This window comes from Streptomyces aurantiacus JA 4570 (genome assembly GCF_000414115.1).
GTDB lineage: Bacteria > Actinomycetota > Actinomycetes > Streptomycetales > Streptomycetaceae > Streptomyces > Streptomyces aurantiacus_A.
On sequence record NZ_AOPZ01000552.1, the window covers coordinates 1 to 16,548 of the forward strand.

Below are 16,548 nucleotides of genomic sequence, written 5' to 3' on the forward strand. Positions count from 1 at the left end.
CCCCGCCGCCCCAAGCCGCCCCGCCGTACGCGGACGCCCCGCCGTACCCGTACGCGGATGCCCCGCCGCCGCCCGCGTACGCCCCGTACGGCGTCCCCTACGGCCCGCGGCCCGTCACCGGACGCCGGGTCCGGCCGGGCTTCGTGGCGGCAGGGCCGGGCTTCGTGGCGGCAGGCGTCGCGCTGCTGCTGTGCGGCGCGATCGCGCTGGGCTGGCTGATCTACATCCTCACCCAGGACGACGTCTACTTCATGGGGGCTACGCCCGGCGACGGCGCGAGCGAGTTCTTCCGGGCCGCAGTCGACGCCTCGAAGGGCCTCCCGCTCCCGCACACCTTCTACACCCTGGTCATGGTGGTCGCGCCGCTGCTCGTCGGCGTCCTGCTGCTCGCCGGGCGCCCGGCGGCACGCGGCGCCGCGCTCGCGCTGGCGTTCGCCTCGACCTACTTCGACGTGCGCGCCCTGGTCCCGGCCTTCGACGACGGATTCGACCACTACTGGGACTCGACGGTCGGGACGCTCAGCATCCTGACGCCGTTCGCCACGATCCCGCTCCAGATCGTGGTCGTGATCGCGCTCCTCGCGACGCAGGCGGACCGGCGGGCCCCGGCCCCGTACGGAGCTCAGCCCTCACCCAGCGACTGGAACCGCCACCGGTGAGGTGACCGGGACACCAACTCACCCGGCGGATCCGCCAGTTCGGGCAGGTCCGCGTCGTAGGCCGCGTCCCACCACGTGATCACGAGGACCCGGTCCTGCGGGGCCTGGAAGGTCTCCCGGCGCGAGGGCGCGGGCGCCAACGTCTGGGCCCGCGCCCACGCGAGCAGCTCGGGCCCCCGGCCGTCGACGGCCCGGGCCTCCCACATCAACGCGACGCTCATGAGTAGAGGTTGTCCTTGCTGACCTCGTGCACGTGGTCGTGATCGTGGGCGTGCGCGTGCGCCCCCGGCACATGCGGCTCCGTCACCGGCAGCGACGAGTCCGCCGAGAGCCCCAGGTCCGACGCCGCCCGGTTGCGGGCCACCATCTCCGCGCCGAGCGCGGCCACCATCGCGCCGTTGTCCGTGCACAGCTTGGGCCGGGGCACGCGCAGCCGGATCCCGGCCTTCTCGCACCGCTCCTGCGCCAGCGCCCGCAGCCGCGTGTTCGCGGCCACGCCGCCACCGATCATCAGGTGCTCCACGCCCTCGTCCTTGCAGGCCCGCACCGCCTTGCGGGTCAGCACGTCCACGACGGCCTCCTGGAACGAGGCCGCCACGTCCCGCACCGGAACGTCCTCGCCCGCGGCCCGCTTCGCCTCGATCCAGCGCGCCACCGATGTCTTGAGCCCGGAGAAGGAGAAGTCGTACGCCGCGTCGCGCGGACCCGTCAGACCGCGCGGGAAGGCGATGGCCTCCGGGTCGCCCTCGCGCGCGTAGCGGTCGATGACCGGGCCGCCGGGGAAGCCCAGGTTCAGCACGCGGGCGATCTTGTCGAACGCCTCCCCCGCCGCGTCGTCGATCGTCGACCCCAGGGGACGTACGTCCGAGGTGATGTCGGTGGACAACAGCAGCGAGGAGTGGCCGCCGGACACCAGCAGGGCCATCGTCGGCTCCGGCAGCGACCCGTGCTCCAGCTGGTCCACGCAGATGTGCGACGCCAGGTGGTTCACGCCGTACAGCGGCTTGCCGAGCGCGTACGCGTACGCCTTCGCCGCCGAGACGCCGACGAGCAGCGCGCCGGCGAGGCCGGGGCCCGCGGTGACGGCGATGCCGTCGAGGTCCTTCGCGCTCACCCCCGCGTCCTTCAGGGCGCGCTGGATGGTGGGGACCATCGCCTCCAGGTGGGCGCGGGACGCCACCTCCGGCACCACGCCGCCGAAGCGCGCGTGCTCGTCGACGCTGGACGCGACCGCGTCCGCGAGCAGCGTCGTGCCGCGGACGACGCCGACGCCCGTCTCGTCGCAGGAGGTCTCGATGCCGAGGACGAGGGGCTCGTCACGGGAGTCAGCCATGGATCTCGGTTCCTTGTACGCCGTTCAGCGGGCCAGGGGCCCGGCCGTCGGTGGGGCCGCCGGACGAGCCGTCGGCCGCGGGGTCGGGGGCGGAGTCGGGGGTGCCGTTCACGGAGTGGGCCGGGACGGCGGAGGGGTCGGACAGGCGCATCACCAGCGCGTCCACATTGCCGGGCTGGTAGTAGCCGCGGCGGAAGCCGATCGGCTCGAAGCCGAAGCGCTCGTACAGCTTCTGGGCCCGTTCGTTGTCCACGCGGACCTCGAGCATCACCTCGGTGGCCTCGAAGGCCGTGGCGTGCCGCAGCAGCTCCGTGAGCAGCCGGGCGCCGAGGCCGGTGCCCCAGTGGTCGCGGGCGACCGCGATGGTCTGCACGTCGGCGGCCACGGCCGCGCCGCCGTCGGAGTCCGTGCCCGCCACGGCGAGCCCGCCGTAGCCGACGAGGCGGTCGCCTTCGTACGCCACCAGATAGCGGCGCGTGGAGCCGGGCCCGCGCGCGTGCGCCAGCTCGGACCAGAACATGCCGCGCGACCAGGCGTCGTCCGGGAAGAGCTCCTTCTCCAGGGCGAGCACGGGGTCGATGTCCCACCAGCGCATCTCGCGCAGCTCGGCGGCGTGGGGCTGTGTCTCGGGAGGCACGGAGGGCTCGGGGGGCACGGTGGTCACTGGGGCGTGACCACCTTGTAGTTCTTGGGCACCTGCGCGTCCGGCCGGCGCAGGTACAGCGGGCGGGGTTCGAGGAGTTCCTCGCCCGCGGCCAGCTTCTCCGCGGCCAGCGAGGCGAGCGCGGCGGCCGTGACGTGCTCGGGGCCGCGGACGTCCGCGAACGCGTCCGGGTAGAGTGCGGCGCCCGCGCCGACGGCCGGAAGGCCCGCGACCTCCTCGGCGATGTCCGCGGGCCGGTCCACGGCGGGACCGCCCACCCGTGTCCGCGCGTCCTCGTACCGCGCCCAGTAGACCTCCTTGCGGCGCGCGTCCGTCGCCACGACGAACGGCCCGTCCTCGATGCCCGACGCGTACGCGAGCCCGTCCAGCGTGCACACGCCGTGCACCGGGACGCCGAGGGCCAGGCCGAAGGTGTCGGCGGTCATCAGGCCGACGCGCAGTCCGGTGTACGGACCGGGGCCGACGCCGGCGACGACGGCCGTGACCGCGTCGAGTCTCAGGCCCGCGTCGGCGAGGACGCGGTGCACGGCCGGGAGCAGCAGCTCACCGTGGCGCCGGGCGTCGACCTGGCTCGATTCGGCGATGACGGACGTGCCGTCGTGCAGGGCGACGGTCACAGCGGGGGTGGCGGTATCCAGAGCGAGCAAGAGCACGCAAACAGCCTACGGCTCCGGCGCCCGGCGCACGGCCGACCCGGGCAGGGGCACGCCTGCTGCTACCGTCACCCCATAGCCGTACGTTGGGAGAGGTGGCGCAGTGTCCAGGAGCAGCTCGGGATTCGTGGCCGGGCTCACCGCGGCGGCGCTCGCCGTGGTCGGCTTCCTCGCCTACCAGGCGTCCGCGAACGCCCCGGCCGACCTCAACGCCCGCCCGGACAAGTCCTCGTCAGGCCCTTCGAGCTCCCCCAAGGACAAGGACCCGCTGAAGCTGCCGGCCGCGTCCGGCCAGGGCAAGCGCGTCGTGTACTCCCTGGGCGGCGACCGGGTGTGGCTGGTCGGCGACTCCGGCAAGGTGAAGCGGACGTACGAGGTGACGCCGAGCACGGTCGACCCGGCGACCGGGTCGTACGCCGTGTCCTCGCGCACGGGGCAGGTCATAGGGTCGGACGGGGTGCAGATCGAGCACGTCGTGCGGTTCACGAACGTCGACGGCATAGCGGTCGGGTTCAGCGCGGCGCTCAACGGCTCGACGCAGAAGCCGGACCCGGCGAAGAAGACGGGCGGCATCCGCTCGTCCCGCGCCGACGGCAACGCGATGTGGGACTTCGCCCTGATGGACACGAAGGTCGTCGTCGTCAAGTAGGGCCCGGGCCGCCCACCGGGCCCCGGCCGTCCCGCCTACGCGGCGTCGCGCCGCCGCTCCTCGGCCGGCGCGGCGGCGGGGTGCTCCGGCGCCGCGGGCGGCGTGGAGACCGCGCTCGCGGCGGCGCAGGACGCCAGCAGGTCGCTCATCGAGCAGCCGGACGAGAGGGACGACTGCCCCGGCCGCGCCGAAAGCCCGTGCGGCTGAGACTGCGCATCACGTTCTGAAGCCGGCATGGACGCCTCCCGGGGCTCCGCGAGCAGACGTGGTTAGGCAGACCTAACCAGGACCTGGTATCCATGTGACCACGGGCGACGCTTGCCGCGCAACATCTTGCCGACGGCTTGTCGGAAAGTTCGGGCGAACCGACGAGAACCCGTCGGCCCTGGCCGCTCTCACGCCGACAGGACCGTCAGGTCCGCCGCCGCCCAGCGCTCGCCGAGCCCGCGCAGCGTCACTTCGCGTACCTCGTCCGTGGTATCTCCGACGGCACGGTGGATGACGACGTGCAGACGGTCGTCGGAGAGGTCCTCGACCTTGCCGTCGCCCCACTCGACGACGATCACGGAGTCCGGCAGGGACACGTCGAGGTCCAGGTCCTCCATCTCGTCGAGCCCGCCGCCCAGGCGGTACGCGTCCACGTGCACCAGGGGCGGACCGTCGCCGAGGGACGGGTGCACGCGGGCGATGACGAAGGTCGGCGAGGTGACGGCGCCGCGTACGCCGAGGCCCTCGCCGAGGCCGCGGGTCAGCGTCGTCTTGCCCGCGCCGAGCTCGCCGGTGAGCATGACGAGGTCTCCGGGGCGCAGGATCTTGGCGAGGCGGCGGCCCAACTCGCCCATCTGTTCCGGCGAGTTGACGGTGATCTTGAGGGTGGTGGCGGGGGCCGGGTTGTGCGGTGCTTCCATGACGGCCACGTTAGCCGCTCTGCGTGCGCGCTCCGTCCGTCTCCGGCATGGCGCCCGCACGCACCAGCAGGTCCGCGATGCGGTCGGTCACGACCTCCGGGTGCTCCAGCATGACCAGGTGCCCGGCGTCGGGGACGAGCACGAGCTCGGCGTCGGGAAGCAGATCCGCGATGGCCTCACTGTGCTCACTGGGGGTGACGAGGTCCTTGTCCCCCGCGAGGACCAGCACAGGCAGCCCGGCGAAGTGCACGAGGGCCTCGGCCTTGTCGTGCTCGGCGAAGGCGGGGTAGAACTCCGCGACGACATCGATGGGCGTGGACTCGATCAGCCGCTCGGCGAACCGGGCGATCGCCGGGTCGACGTCCTTGGAGGCGAACGAGTAGCGCTTGATGATGCCCGCGAACAGGTCGGCGGTGGCCCGCCGCCCCTTCTCCACCAGGGCGGCCTGCGAACCGAGCGCCTTCAGCACGCCGGGCAGGACACGCCGGACGGCGTTCACGCCGGCGACCGGAAGCCCGAAGCTGACTTCCCCGAGCTTGCCGGAGGACGTCCCCACAAGCACGACACCCACGACCCGCTCACGGATCAGCTCGGGGAACTGATCGGCGAGGGCCATGGTCGTCATCCCGCCCATGGAGTGGCCGACGAGCACCAGCGGCCCCTCGGGCGCGGCGGCGTCGATGACGGCCTTCAGATCGCGGCCGAGCTGGTCGATGGAGACGGGCTTGCCGTCCTGTAGCTGCCCCACACCGCGACCGGAGCGGCCGTGGCTGCGCTGGTCCCAGAAGACGGACCGCACCACGCCCCGCAGCGCGGCCCGCTGGAAGTGCCAGGAGTCCTGACCGAGGCAGTAGCCATGACTGAAGACGACGGTGACCGGAGCGGGGGCCTTGCGCCCGAAGAGCCGCCGCCTGCGCGGAGCCTGAGCGCCCTCACCCTCGCCCGGCTCCACCTCCTCCACTTCGTACGCCAACTCGGTGCCGTCGTCCGCGTACGCCTTGCCGGGCATGCCGCGCAGCGAGCCGTAGGGGCCCGAGGCGTCGAGGGCGAGGCGGGCCTTCTTGCGCATGCCGCGCCCGACGGTCATCCGCTCTATGGCGACGCCCGCGGCGGCGCCCGCGGCGACGACCCCTATGGCGGCGCCCGCGAGCCCGGCGCGCCGCCAGGTCGTGCCCGCCGACCCGGCGGCCTCCGCCACCGCCCCCACGGCGGCCGCCCCCGTGCTGCCCTCGCCCACGTGCCCGCTCCTCTGCTGGTCGTCGTTCCGCCCGGCCTCAGTCGCCGGCCGAGCCCTCGTTCACATAGACGCGCGGAACACGGGAACCGATGCGGGTCACGATCTCGTACGCGATGGTGTCGGCCGCGCGGGCCCAGTCCTCGGCGGTCGGCTCACCGCGGTCGCCGGGCCCGAAGAGCAGGGCCTCCGAACCGGCCGGCGGTTCGTCACCGCCGAGGTCGACTACGAACTGGTCCATGGCGATCCGCCCCGCGGCCGTCCGCCACTTGCCGTCCACGAGGACGGGTCCGGAGCCGGAGGCGTGCCGCGGGATGCCGTCGCCGTACCCGGCGGGGACCAGGCCCAGCGTGGTGGCGCCGGGGGTCGTGTAGTGATGGCCGTAGCTCACGCCGTGTCCCGCCGGGGCGTGCTTCACGGAGGCCAGGGCGGCGGCGACCGTCATGACGGGGCGCAGGCCGAAGTCCTGCGGGGTGCCGATCTCGGGGCTCGGCGAGACGCCGTACATGGCGATGCCGGGGCGGACGAGGTCGAAGTGGGTGTCCGGCCGGGTCAGCGTGGCCGGGGAGTTGGCGATGTGCCGCACCTCGGGGCGTATCCCGCGCTCTTCGGCGTACGCCACCATCTCGCGGAAGACGTCGAGCTGGCCCTGGATGGACGGGTGCCCGGGCTCGTCGGCGCAGGCGAAGTGGGACCACAGCCCGGTGACCGAGACGAGGCCGGCGGCCTCGGCGCCCAGTGCCTCGCGGACCAACTGGGGCCAGTCGCCGGGCATGCAGCCGTTGCGGCCGAGGCCGGTGTCCGCCTTGAGCTGGACGCGGGCGGTGCGGCCGGCGGCGCGGGCCGCCTCGGTGACCTCGCGCAGGGCCCACATGCCGCTCACCGTCACGTCCAGGTCGGCCTCGACGGCGTCGCGCCAGGGGCCGCCCGGGGTCCAGAGCCAGCACAGCACGCGGCCGCCGATGCCGGCCGCGCGCAGCGCGAGTGCCTCTTCCGGGGTGGCGGTGCCCACCCAGGTGGCGCCCGCGTCCCGGGCGGCGCGGGCGCACGGGATCATTCCGTGGCCGTAGCCGTCCGCCTTCACCACGGCCATGAAGGCCGCGTGGGGCGCGCGGGCGCGCAGGGCGCGCACGTTGGCCCGCAGGGCGGCGAGGTCGATCTCCGCGCGCACGCGCGGCAGCACAGTCTCAGTCATCGCGCCCAAGTCTCTCAGAGCCCCCCGCCCACCCACCGCCGAAGGTCCCCACGCCACCTCTCCCCCCCCACATACCCGCACCGTCGCCCTGGGCTGCCTTTAAGGGTCGGGAGCCGCCCTGCGGAACGACTGCCCACAGTGGGGAGCGGCATCCGGCGCCGGGAACGTCGCGCCCCGCCGGGGCGCGGCCGAAGGGGCCGCAACCCCCACCGGAGGGAAGCCGCCAACGGACCGGAGGGGACGCGCCGCGGCCCCGCCCCACAACCGAACAACAGGCGAGCAGCACCCCCACCGAGGGGAGAGCCGCAGAGAAAGAGAACCCCCGAACTACGCCCCCACGTCCCGCCACGCCAACGGCACAGCATCCGCCACGTCCTGCGCCCCCACGGGCGCCCCCTCGGCCGCCAGCCGCCCCGCGAGCCCGTGCAGAAACGCCCCCACCGCCCCCGCGTCCCGAGCCCCGAGCCCCGCCGCGAGCAACGACCCGGCAAGCCCCGAGAGCACGTCCCCGCTCCCGGCGGTGGCCAGCCACGACGTCCCCGTCGGATTGACCCGCACCGCGCCCCCACCACGCGCCTCCGCGACCACCGTGGTGGACCCCTTGAGCAGCACCGTGGCCCCGTACCGCGCCGCCAACTCCCGCACGGCGTCGAGCCGCCCGGCCTCGACCTCGCCCCGGGACACCCCGAGCAACGCGGCCGCCTCCCCGGCGTGCGGCGTGAGCAGCGTCGGCGCGGTACGCGCACGCACGGCGTCGCGGTCGACGAGCCGCAGCCCGTCGGCGTCGATGAGCACGGGCACGTCGGCGTCCACGACGTCACGCAGCCGCCCCGCGTCGTCCCCGAGCCCCGGCCCGGCGACCCACGCCTGCACGCGCCCGGCCTTGGCGGGCGGCCCGTCGGAGACGAGGGCCTCCGGGAAGCGGGCGATGACGGCGTCGGCGGCGGGCCCCACGTACCGGACGGCGCCGGCGCCCCCGCGCAGCGCGCCGGCGACGCAGAGCACGGCGGCGCCCGGGTAGCGGGCGGACCCGGCGACGACGCCGACGACACCGCGCCGGTACTTGTCGCTCTCGGCGCCGGGCACGGGCAGCAGCCGCTGCACGTCGGCGTACTGAAGGGCTTCCAACTCGGGCTCGTACGCACCGAGTTCACCACCGAGGCCGATGTCGACGAGCCGCACGGCCCCGGCGTACTCACGGGCGGGGTCGACGAGCAGGCCGGGCTTGTACGTACCGAAGGTCACGGTCGCGTCGGCGCGCACGGCGTCGCCGGGCACCTGCCCGGTGTCGGCGTCCACGCCGCTGGGCAGGTCGACGGAGACGATCAGGGCGCCGGAGTCCTCGGCGGCGCGCACGAGCCGGGCGGCGAGGGGCCGCAGCCCGCCCTTGCCGCCGATGCCGACGATCCCCCGTCGACGACGAGCCGAGCCCGCGCCACGGCGGCAAGCGCACCCTCCGCAAGATCACCCCCACCGGCCCCCGCATCCCCACCACCGGAACCATCCCCACCACCGGCTCCACCGCCGGAGCCAGCTCCACCGCCGGAGCCATCCCCGCCCCCCACCACAGCGTCGACAACCCGCCCCCCAGCCCCCCGCAAAGCGGCAAGCCCACCCGCGTGCACCCGCCCCGGGGCAAGCAGCACGGCGGTGACCCCGGCCCCGCGCCGCGCGAGCCGGGCCCCGGCGTACAGGGCGTCACCCCCGTTGTCCCCGCTCCCGACGAGGAGCACGACCCGCGCCCCGTACACCTTCCCGAGCAACTGCCCGCAGGCCACAGCGAGCCCGGCGGCGGCCCGCTGCATCAGGGCGCCCTCCGGCAGGCGGGCCATCAGCGCGCGCTCGGCGGCCCGGACACTCTCCACGCAGTACGCAGTACGCATCCCGCCAGTCTCGCGCACCGCCTACCCCTCCGCGATGACCACCGCCGAAGCGACCCCCGCGTCATGGCTCATCGACACATGCCACCCCCGCACCCCCAGCGCTTCGGCGCGCGCGGCCACCGTCCCCGAGACCCGCAGGCGGGGCTGCCCGCTCTCCTCGACGTACACCTCCGCGTCGATCCAGCGCAGCCCCGCGGGCGCGCCGAGCGCCTTGGCGAGGGCCTCCTTGGCGGCGAACCGAGCGGCGAGGGAGGCGATGCCGCGCCGCTCCCCGCTGGGCAGGAACAACTCCCGCTCGACGAAGATGCGTTCGCGCATGCCGGGCCTCCGCTCCAGCGAGAGCGCGAACCGATCGATCTCGGCCACGTCGATACCCACCCCGATGATCAAAAGCTGTCTCCCGCACTCAAGAACAAACTCACCCTCAAGAACCCACTCAAGAACACATCCAAGAACACATCCAAGTACTCACTCCACGGTCACCGACTTGGCCAGATTCCGCGGTTGATCCACCTCGTTGCCCCGAGCCACGGCCAGCTCACAGGCAAAGACCTGCAACGGCACCGTGGTCACCAGCGGCTGAAGCAGCGTAGGCGTCACCGGAACCCACACCACATGATCGGCGCAAGGAAGCACCGTCTCGTCGCCCTCCTCCGCGATCACGATCGTGCGGGCGCCGCGGGCCCGGATCTCCTGGATATTGGAGACGATCTTGTCGTGGAGGACGGACCGCCCGCGAGGCGAGGGAACCACCACAACCACCGGCAGCCCCTCCTCGACCAGCGCGATGGGCCCGTGCTTCAACTCGCCCGCGGCGAACCCCTCCGCGTGCATGTACGCGAGTTCCTTGAGCTTCAGCGCACCCTCCAGGGCGACGGGGTACCCCACGTGCCGCCCGAGGAACAGCACGGTCCCGGCCCCGGCCAGGGACCGGGCGAGCGCGCGCACGGGCTCCATGTCCGCGAGGACCCGCTCCACCGCTCCGGCGATGCCGGCCAGGTCCCGCACCACGCCCTGGATCTCGTCGCCCCACTTGGTCCCGCGCACCTGGCCCAGGTACAGGGCCACGAGGTAGCAGGCCACGAGCTGCGTCAGGAACGCCTTGGTGGAGGCGACGGCGACCTCGGGCCCGGCGTGCGTGTACAGCACGGCGTCCGACTCGCGCGGGATCGTGGAGCCGTTGGTGTTGCAGATGGCGAGGACGCGGGAGCCCTGCTCACGGGCGTGCCGCAGCGCCATCAGGGTGTCCATGGTCTCGCCGGACTGCGAGACGGCGACGACCAGGGTGCGGGCGTCCAGGATCGGATCGCGGTGGCGGAACTCGCTGGCCGGCTCCACCTCGCAGGGGATCCGCGTCCAGTGCTCGATGGCGTACTTGGCGATGAGCCCGGCGTGGAACGCGGTCCCGCACGCGACGACCACGACCTTGTCGACCTCGCGCAGCTCGGCGGCGGGGATGCGCAGTTCGTCGAGGAGCAGCTCGCCGTCCGCGCCGATCCGGCCGAGCAGCGTGTCCGCGACGGCGCGCGGCTGCTCGGCGATCTCCTTGTGCATGAAGGAGGCGTGGCCGCCCTTCTCGGCGGCGGCCGCGTCCCAGTCGACGCGGAAGTGCCGTACGTCGGCGGGCCGCCCGTCGAAGTCCGTCACCACCACCCCCACGCCTCCCGCGCCTCCGGCGCCACCGTCCCGCCGCACCTCGACGACCTGGTCCTGGCCCAGCTCAATGGCCGAGCGGGTGTGCGCGATGAACGCGGCCACGTCGGAGGCGAGGAACGCCTCGCCCTCCCCCACGCCCACCACGAGCGGCGAGTCGCGGCGCGCTCCGACGACCACGTCCGGCGCGTCGGCGTGCACCGCGACCAGCGTGAACGCCCCGTTCAGGCGGCGGCAGACGAGCCGCATGGCCGCGGCGAGGTCCGCGCCGCCGGAGCACTCCTCGGCGAGCAGATGCGCGACGACCTCGGTGTCCGTCTCGGAGCCGAGGACGTGCCCGCGCGCGGCCAGCTCCGCCCGCAGCTCCGCGAAGTTCTCGATGATGCCGTTGTGGACGACGGCGACGCGCCCCGCGTTGTCGAGGTGCGGGTGGGCGTTGGCGTCCGTGGGCCCGCCGTGGGTGGCCCAGCGGGTGTGCCCGATGCCGGCCGCACCCGCCGGGAGCGGCTGGTCGACCAGGGCCTTCTCCAGGTTGACGAGCTTGCCGGACTTCTTGGCCGCGGCGATCCCGCCGTCGGCGAGGACGGCCACGCCGGCCGAGTCGTAGCCGCGGTACTCCAGCCGTCGCAGCCCGGCCAGCACCACTTCGAGCGCCGACTGCGAGCCGACGTATCCGACGATTCCGCACATAGCGGGAAGCGTACGTCTCCGTGCGACCCCGGACGCGTACGACGCGGGCGCCCAAGGTGACGCACCCCACCCGCCCACCCGTTCAAACAGCCGTAACAATGGACTGTGATCTCTTCGGTCTCAGCGCCCGCGAAGGCGGCGCCACGGGGCGCCCACCGGCACAAGCCGGAGGCGACCCCCTATGTCGACCTCACCCGATCCGAGTGGAGCGCGCTGCGCAACAAGACGCCGCTCCCCCTCACGGCCGCCGAGGTCGAGAAGCTGCGCGGCCTCGGCGACGTCATCGACCTCGACGAGGTCCGCGACATCTATCTGCCGCTGTCCCGCCTGCTCAACCTGTACGTCGGCGCGACCGACGGCCTGCGCGGCGCCCTGAACACGTTCCTCGGCGACACCGTCGAGAAGGCCGCGCAGTCCGGCACGCCCTTCGTCATAGGGGTCGCGGGCTCGGTGGCCGTCGGCAAGTCGACGGTAGCCCGCCTCCTCCAGGCCCTGCTCTCCCGCTGGCCCGAGCACCCGCGCGTGGAACTCGTCACCACCGACGGCTTCCTGCTGCCCACCAAGGAGTTGCAGGCCCGCGGCCTGATGTCGCGCAAGGGCTTCCCGGAGTCGTACGACAGAAGGGCGCTCACGCGCTTCGTCGCGGACATCAAGGCCGGAAAGGACGAGGTCACAGCCCCCGTCTACTCCCACCTGATCTACGACATCGTGCCCGGCGAGCGCCTCACGGTCCGCCGCCCGGACATCCTCATCGTCGAGGGCCTGAACGTCCTGCAGCCCGCCCTGCCCGGCAAGGACGGCCGCACCCGCGTGGGCCTCGCCGACTACTTCGACTTCAGCGTGTACGTGGACGCGCGGCCGGAGGACATCGAGCGCTGGTACCTGAACCGCTTCCGCAAGCTGCGGGCCACCGCCTTCCAGAACCCGTCCTCGTACTTCCGCAAGTACACGCAGGTCTCCGAGGAGGAGGCCCTGGACTACGCCCGCACGACCTGGCGCACCATCAACAAGGTGAACCTGCTCGAGAACGTGGCCCCCACCCGCGGCCGCGCCACCCTCGTCGTCCGCAAGGGCCCCGACCACAAGGTGCAGCGGCTGAGCCTGCGCAAGCTGTGAGCGGCCCGCGGGCCCGCGGCGGCCCGTCGGGCCCGCGTTAAGGTGCGGGCATGCTGCATCTGCGCCTGATCACCCCGGCGGGCAGGACCGACGACGTGGTGCGCCTGATCGAGAAGACCCCGGGCACCACACATCTGGCCGTCGTCTCGGGCGCCGCCCGCAACCCCTCGGGCGACATCGTCATGTGCGATGTCGCCCGGGAGGCGGGCGACGAGCTGATCGAGGGCCTGCGCGCCCTGGAGATCGACAAGCACGGCTCGATCGCCCTGGAGAACATCGACCTGTCGCTGTCCCTGCGGGCCGACAAGGCCGAGGACGAGGCGCCGGGCGAGGGCGCGGACGCGGTCCTGTGGGAGCACCTGACGGACGCCACGCACGAGGAGTCCACGCTCTCCGTCACGTACGTCGCCTTCATCACGCTCGCCACGATGATCGCCGCGTGCGGTGTGGTCCTCGACAACGCGATCCTGATCGTGGGCGCGATGGCGGTGGGCCCGGAGTTCGGTCCCCTCGCGGGCTTCTGCACGGCGCTGATCCAGCGCGCCCCGCGGCTCGCCCTGCGTTCGCTGATCGCGCTGCTCGTGGGCTTCGCGGTGGCGATGCTGGCGACCGTCGGCTTCAGCTACTTCATGGACGCGGTCGACCTCTTCAACGGCGAGGCCCTGGACGCCGCGCGCCCCAACACCAACTTCATCTACCGGCCCGACTGGTTCTCCTTCGTCGTGGCCGTCCTCGCGGGCGCCGCGGGCACGCTCTCGCTGACGTCCGCGAAATCGGGGGCCCTGGTGGGCGTCGCGATCTCGGTGACGACGGTGCCGGCGGCGGCGAACGCCGCGGTCGCCTTCAGCTACGGCAAGTACAACCAGGCATGGGGCTCCACCGAGCAGCTGCTCCTGAACCTGCTCGGCATCGTCCTCGCCGGTACGCTCACGCTGCTCGCCCAGAAGCTGCTCTGGACGCGGCAGCGCGAACGTACCGTGCGGAAACGCGAACTGGCCTAGCCCAGCGCGGACTTCACCACGTCGGCGAGGCGCCCGGCGACCGAGCGGGCCTGCTCGATGTCGGCGGCCTCGACCATGACCCGCACCAGCGGCTCGGTGCCGGAGGGGCGGAGCAGTACGCGGCCGGTGGCGCCCAGCTCGCGCTCGGCGTCGGCGACGGCGGCGGACAGCTCGGCCGAGGTCTTCACCCGCGACTTGTCGACGTCGGGGACGTTGATGAGGACCTGCGGCAGCCGCTCCATGACGGCGGCGAGCTCGGCGAGGCCCCGGCCCGTCTCGGCGACGCGGGCGGCGAGCAGCAGGCCGGTGAGGGTGCCGTCGCCGGTGGTGGCGTGGTCCAGGACGATGACGTGGCCGGACTGCTCGCCGCCGAGGGCGTAGCCGTGCTCCTTCATCGACTCCAGGACGTACCGGTCACCGACGCCCGTCTGCACCAGGGACAGGCCCTCGCGCTCCATGGCGAGCTTGAAGCCCAGGTTGGACATGACCGTCGCGACAACGGTGTCCTGGCGCAGCGCGCCGCGCTCACGCATCGCGAGGGCGAGCACGGCGAGGATCTGGTCGCCGTCGACCTCGGCGCCGGTGTGGTCCACGGCCAGGCAGCGGTCGGCGTCGCCGTCGTGCGCGATGCCGAGGTCGGCGCCGTGCTCGACGACGGCGGCCTTCAGCAGGCCGAGGTGGGTGGAGCCGCAGCCGTCGTTGATGTTGAGGCCGTCGGGCTTGGCGCCGATCGTGATGATCTCCGCGCCGGCCCGCGCGAACGCCTCCGGCGAGACCCGGGCGGCCGCGCCGTGCGCCTCGTCCAGGACGACCTTGAGGCCGTCGAGACGGTTGGGGAGCACGCCGATGAGGTGCGCGACGTACTGGTCGAAGCCCTCGTCGTACGTCGTCACGCGGCCGACGCCCGCACCCGTGGGGCGCTGCCAGGGGGCACCGGTGCGGTGCTCGTCGTACACGGACTCGATGCGGTCCTCCAGCTCGTCGGCGAGCTTGTGGCCGCCGCGGGCGAAGAACTTGATGCCGTTGTCGGGCATCGCGTTGTGGCTGGCGGAGAGCATCACGCCGAGGTCGGCGCCCAGCGCACCGGTGAGATGGGCCACCGCGGGGGTGGGCAGCACACCGACGCGCAGGACGTCCACGCCCGCGCTGGCGAGGCCCGCGACGACGGCGGCCTCAAGGAACTCCCCGGACGCCCGCGGATCTCGTCCGACCACCGCCGTAGGGCGATGGCCTTCGAAGGTGCCCGCTTCGGCGAGCACATGCGCCGCGGCGACCGAGAGACCGAGCGCGAGCTCGGCCGTCAGGTCCGCGTTGGCGACACCGCGCACACCGTCCGTGCCGAAGAGTCGTCCCACTGCTGTCCTCCGAACATTGAGGTCGGCTGGTTCTCGCGGACGCGGTGATCTCAGCGGCTCCACCGCACGGCCTCGGCCGCCGCCCAGCCTGTCGAACTTCTACCCCAGATCATGGGGTGCCGATAAACGAACGCCCCGACAGCACACAGGGTGCCGCCGGGGCGTTCGGGAAGTACTAGCAGGCAGCGATGTTTAGCGCTTGCTGTACTGCGGGGCCTTGCGGGCCTTCTTGAGACCGGCCTTCTTGCGCTCGACCGCACGGTCGTCGCGCTTGAGGAAGCCGGCCTTCTTGAGGGCGCCGCGGTTGTTGTCCACGTCGGCCTCGTTCAGGGCGCGGGCGACACCGAGACGGAGCGCACCGGCCTGGCCGGACACGCCGCCACCCGCGATGCGGGCCACGACGTCGTAGCGGTCGTCCAGCTCGAGCACCTTGAAGGGCTCGTTGACTTCCTGCTGGTGGACCTTGTTCGGGAAGTAGTCCTCGAGCGTGCGCCCGTTGATCTTCCACTTGCCGGTGCCCGGGACGATCCGGACGCGGGCGATGGCGTTCTTGCGACGGCCCAGGCCGGCGGCCGGCTGCGGGTCGCCGAAGCGCGCGGCGTTGGACTCCGAGGTGTACTCGCCCTCGACGGGCGCGTCCGACTCGGTGGTGTAGTGCTCGATGTCGACGGTCTCGTCGACAGGCTGCTCAGCGGTGGTCTCGGCCACGATGCTCCTCAGATTCTCTTCGTCTTAGGGGGTGGCCGGAACTACTGCGCGACCTGGGTGATCTCGAACGGCTGCGGCTGCTGCGCGCCGTGCGGGTGCTGGTCACCCGCGTAGACCTTCAGCTTCGAGAGCATCTGACGGCCCAGGGTGTTCTTGGGGAGCATGCCCTTGACGGCCTTCTCGACGGCCTTCTCGGGGTTCTTCTCCAGCAGCTCGTCGTAGCGCACCGAGCGGAGGCCGCCCGGGTAGCCGGAGTGGCGGTAGGCCATCTTCTGGGTCCGCTTGTTGCCGGACAGGTGCACCTTGTCGGCGTTGATGATGATGACGAAGTCACCAGCGTCGACGTGGGGCGCGTAGATCGGCTTGTGCTTGCCCCGCAGGAGGGTGGCGGCAGTGGTCGCCAGGCGTCCCAGGACAACATCCTGGGCGTCGATGACGTGCCACTGGCGGGTCACATCGCCGGGCTTGGGGCTGTACGTACGCACGGTTCGTAGCCTTCGCTTCTTCAGAGGTGGGGTTTCCCTCGGTCCAGCTCGAACCTCGGGAAAGGGTCCTGACAAGGCCACCTCGGACGATGGACGACAGCCTTGGCGGACCTCGGTGACGCAACCGAGTCCTGCCGCTGGTCATCGGCCCGGTGGGCCGGTGTAAGGGCCCCTCACGTGAGAATGAGAAAGCCAATACACATAACGAACAGGCAGAATACCCGCCGTGCCCCGTACGGGTCAAAACGGTGCCGCCACCCTCGCGGGCGGGCGCCGTCTCCTGCCTCGGCCACGCCCCGTACGCCGGGGCGGGCGCCCCCTCTTCTCGCCGCCGCTCCGCGCCGGGTTTTCCCACCCACCCA

At 72.9% G+C, this 16,548-nt stretch carries 16 protein-coding genes and 1 pseudogene; 4 read left to right on the plus strand and 13 right to left on the minus strand.

Annotated elements, in window-relative coordinates; translation table 11 throughout:
• Positions 1 to 659 (plus strand): hypothetical protein (locus STRAU_RS37970; RefSeq protein WP_037664638.1); only part of this gene is annotated, 659 nt, incomplete at its 5' end.
• On the opposite strand, the gene STRAU_RS37975 is transcribed toward STRAU_RS37970, so the two are convergent.
• The 4 genes from STRAU_RS37975 to tsaB form a co-directional block, all read right to left on the minus strand.
• Positions 623 to 880: a hypothetical protein gene (locus STRAU_RS37975; protein ID WP_016645697.1), complete on the minus strand. Its 258-nt coding sequence runs from the start codon at positions 878 to 880 to the stop codon at positions 623 to 625. The two genes, STRAU_RS37970 and STRAU_RS37975, sit on opposite strands and share 37 nt — an antisense overlap.
• Positions 877 to 1,992 carry a tRNA (adenosine(37)-N6)-threonylcarbamoyltransferase complex transferase subunit TsaD gene (gene tsaD / locus STRAU_RS37980; RefSeq protein WP_016645698.1) on the minus strand — a complete coding sequence of 372 codons (1,116 nt, stop codon included), beginning with the start codon at positions 1,990 to 1,992 and terminating at the stop codon, positions 877 to 879. Before tsaD ends, STRAU_RS37975 begins: the two co-directional genes overlap by 4 nt.
• A complete protein-coding gene (rimI, locus tag STRAU_RS37985; RefSeq protein WP_052029453.1) occupies positions 1,985 to 2,587 on the minus strand; it encodes a ribosomal protein S18-alanine N-acetyltransferase in 603 nt (200 codons plus the stop codon). The genes tsaD and rimI overlap by 8 nt, the downstream gene beginning before the upstream one ends.
• A 65-nt stretch (positions 2,588 to 2,652) precedes the next feature.
• Positions 2,653 to 3,309 carry a tRNA (adenosine(37)-N6)-threonylcarbamoyltransferase complex dimerization subunit type 1 TsaB gene (gene tsaB, locus STRAU_RS37990; RefSeq protein WP_037664639.1) on the minus strand — a complete coding sequence of 219 codons (657 nt, stop codon included), beginning with the start codon at positions 3,307 to 3,309 and terminating at the stop codon, positions 2,653 to 2,655.
• A gap of 103 nt (positions 3,310 to 3,412) precedes the next feature.
• Here tsaB and STRAU_RS37995 point away from each other — a divergent pair, with 103 nt between their 5' ends.
• On the plus strand, positions 3,413 to 3,958 hold the full coding sequence (locus STRAU_RS37995; RefSeq protein WP_078621751.1) for a hypothetical protein: 546 nt from the start codon (positions 3,413 to 3,415) through the stop codon (positions 3,956 to 3,958).
• 395 nt (positions 3,959 to 4,353) lie between these two features.
• Here STRAU_RS37995 and tsaE read toward each other — a convergent pair whose 3' ends face one another.
• From tsaE to glmS, 6 genes and pseudogenes are all read right to left on the minus strand, one after another.
• A complete protein-coding gene (tsaE, locus tag STRAU_RS38005) occupies positions 4,354 to 4,866 on the minus strand; it encodes a tRNA (adenosine(37)-N6)-threonylcarbamoyltransferase complex ATPase subunit type 1 TsaE (RefSeq protein WP_037664647.1) in 513 nt (170 codons plus the stop codon).
• A 10-nt stretch (positions 4,867 to 4,876) separates the two neighbouring features.
• Positions 4,877 to 6,103, minus strand: a complete 1,227-nt coding sequence (locus tag STRAU_RS38010) for an alpha/beta fold hydrolase (protein WP_016645704.1) — start codon at positions 6,101 to 6,103, stop codon at positions 4,877 to 4,879.
• Between the two features lie 37 nt (positions 6,104 to 6,140).
• Complete coding sequence (gene alr, locus STRAU_RS38015) at positions 6,141 to 7,295, minus strand: alanine racemase (protein ID WP_037664644.1); 1,155 nt, start codon at positions 7,293 to 7,295, stop codon at positions 6,141 to 6,143.
• Between the two features lie 327 nt (positions 7,296 to 7,622).
• Positions 7,623 to 9,178 (minus strand): annotated as a pseudogene (locus STRAU_RS38020) (NAD(P)H-hydrate dehydratase).
• 21 nt (positions 9,179 to 9,199) lie between these two features.
• A complete protein-coding gene (locus tag STRAU_RS38025) occupies positions 9,200 to 9,568 on the minus strand; it encodes a holo-ACP synthase (RefSeq protein ID WP_016645707.1) in 369 nt (122 codons plus the stop codon).
• A 78-nt stretch (positions 9,569 to 9,646) separates the two neighbouring features.
• On the minus strand, positions 9,647 to 11,521 hold the full coding sequence (gene glmS / locus STRAU_RS38030) for a glutamine--fructose-6-phosphate transaminase (isomerizing) (RefSeq protein WP_016645708.1): 1,875 nt from the start codon (positions 11,519 to 11,521) through the stop codon (positions 9,647 to 9,649).
• Positions 11,522 to 11,629: 108 nt separating this feature from the next.
• Here glmS and coaA point away from each other — a divergent pair, with 108 nt between their 5' ends.
• Together coaA and STRAU_RS38040 are read left to right on the plus strand one after the other, a co-directional pair.
• Positions 11,630 to 12,637, plus strand: a complete 1,008-nt coding sequence (coaA, locus tag STRAU_RS38035; RefSeq protein WP_037664648.1) for a type I pantothenate kinase — start codon at positions 11,630 to 11,632, stop codon at positions 12,635 to 12,637.
• A 50-nt stretch (positions 12,638 to 12,687) separates the two neighbouring features.
• Positions 12,688 to 13,638, plus strand: coding sequence for a DUF389 domain-containing protein (locus STRAU_RS38040; protein ID WP_016645710.1), 951 nt, complete (start codon positions 12,688 to 12,690; stop codon positions 13,636 to 13,638).
• Here the strand turns inward: STRAU_RS38040 and glmM are convergent.
• The 3 genes from glmM to rplM all read right to left on the minus strand — a co-directional run bounded on the left by glmM (position 13,635) and on the right by rplM (position 16,186).
• Positions 13,635 to 14,993, minus strand: a complete 1,359-nt coding sequence (gene glmM, locus STRAU_RS38045; RefSeq protein WP_016645711.1) for a phosphoglucosamine mutase — start codon at positions 14,991 to 14,993, stop codon at positions 13,635 to 13,637. The genes STRAU_RS38040 and glmM overlap by 4 nt on opposite strands.
• A gap of 192 nt (positions 14,994 to 15,185) precedes the next feature.
• Positions 15,186 to 15,701, minus strand: a complete 516-nt coding sequence (rpsI, locus tag STRAU_RS38050; RefSeq protein WP_016645712.1) for a 30S ribosomal protein S9 — start codon at positions 15,699 to 15,701, stop codon at positions 15,186 to 15,188.
• Positions 15,702 to 15,742: 41 nt separating this feature from the next.
• Positions 15,743 to 16,186 (minus strand): 50S ribosomal protein L13, encoded by a 444-nt coding sequence (gene rplM, locus STRAU_RS38055; RefSeq protein ID WP_016645713.1) that lies wholly within the window; start codon positions 16,184 to 16,186, stop codon positions 15,743 to 15,745.
• Positions 16,187 to 16,548 lie beyond the last annotated feature (362 nt).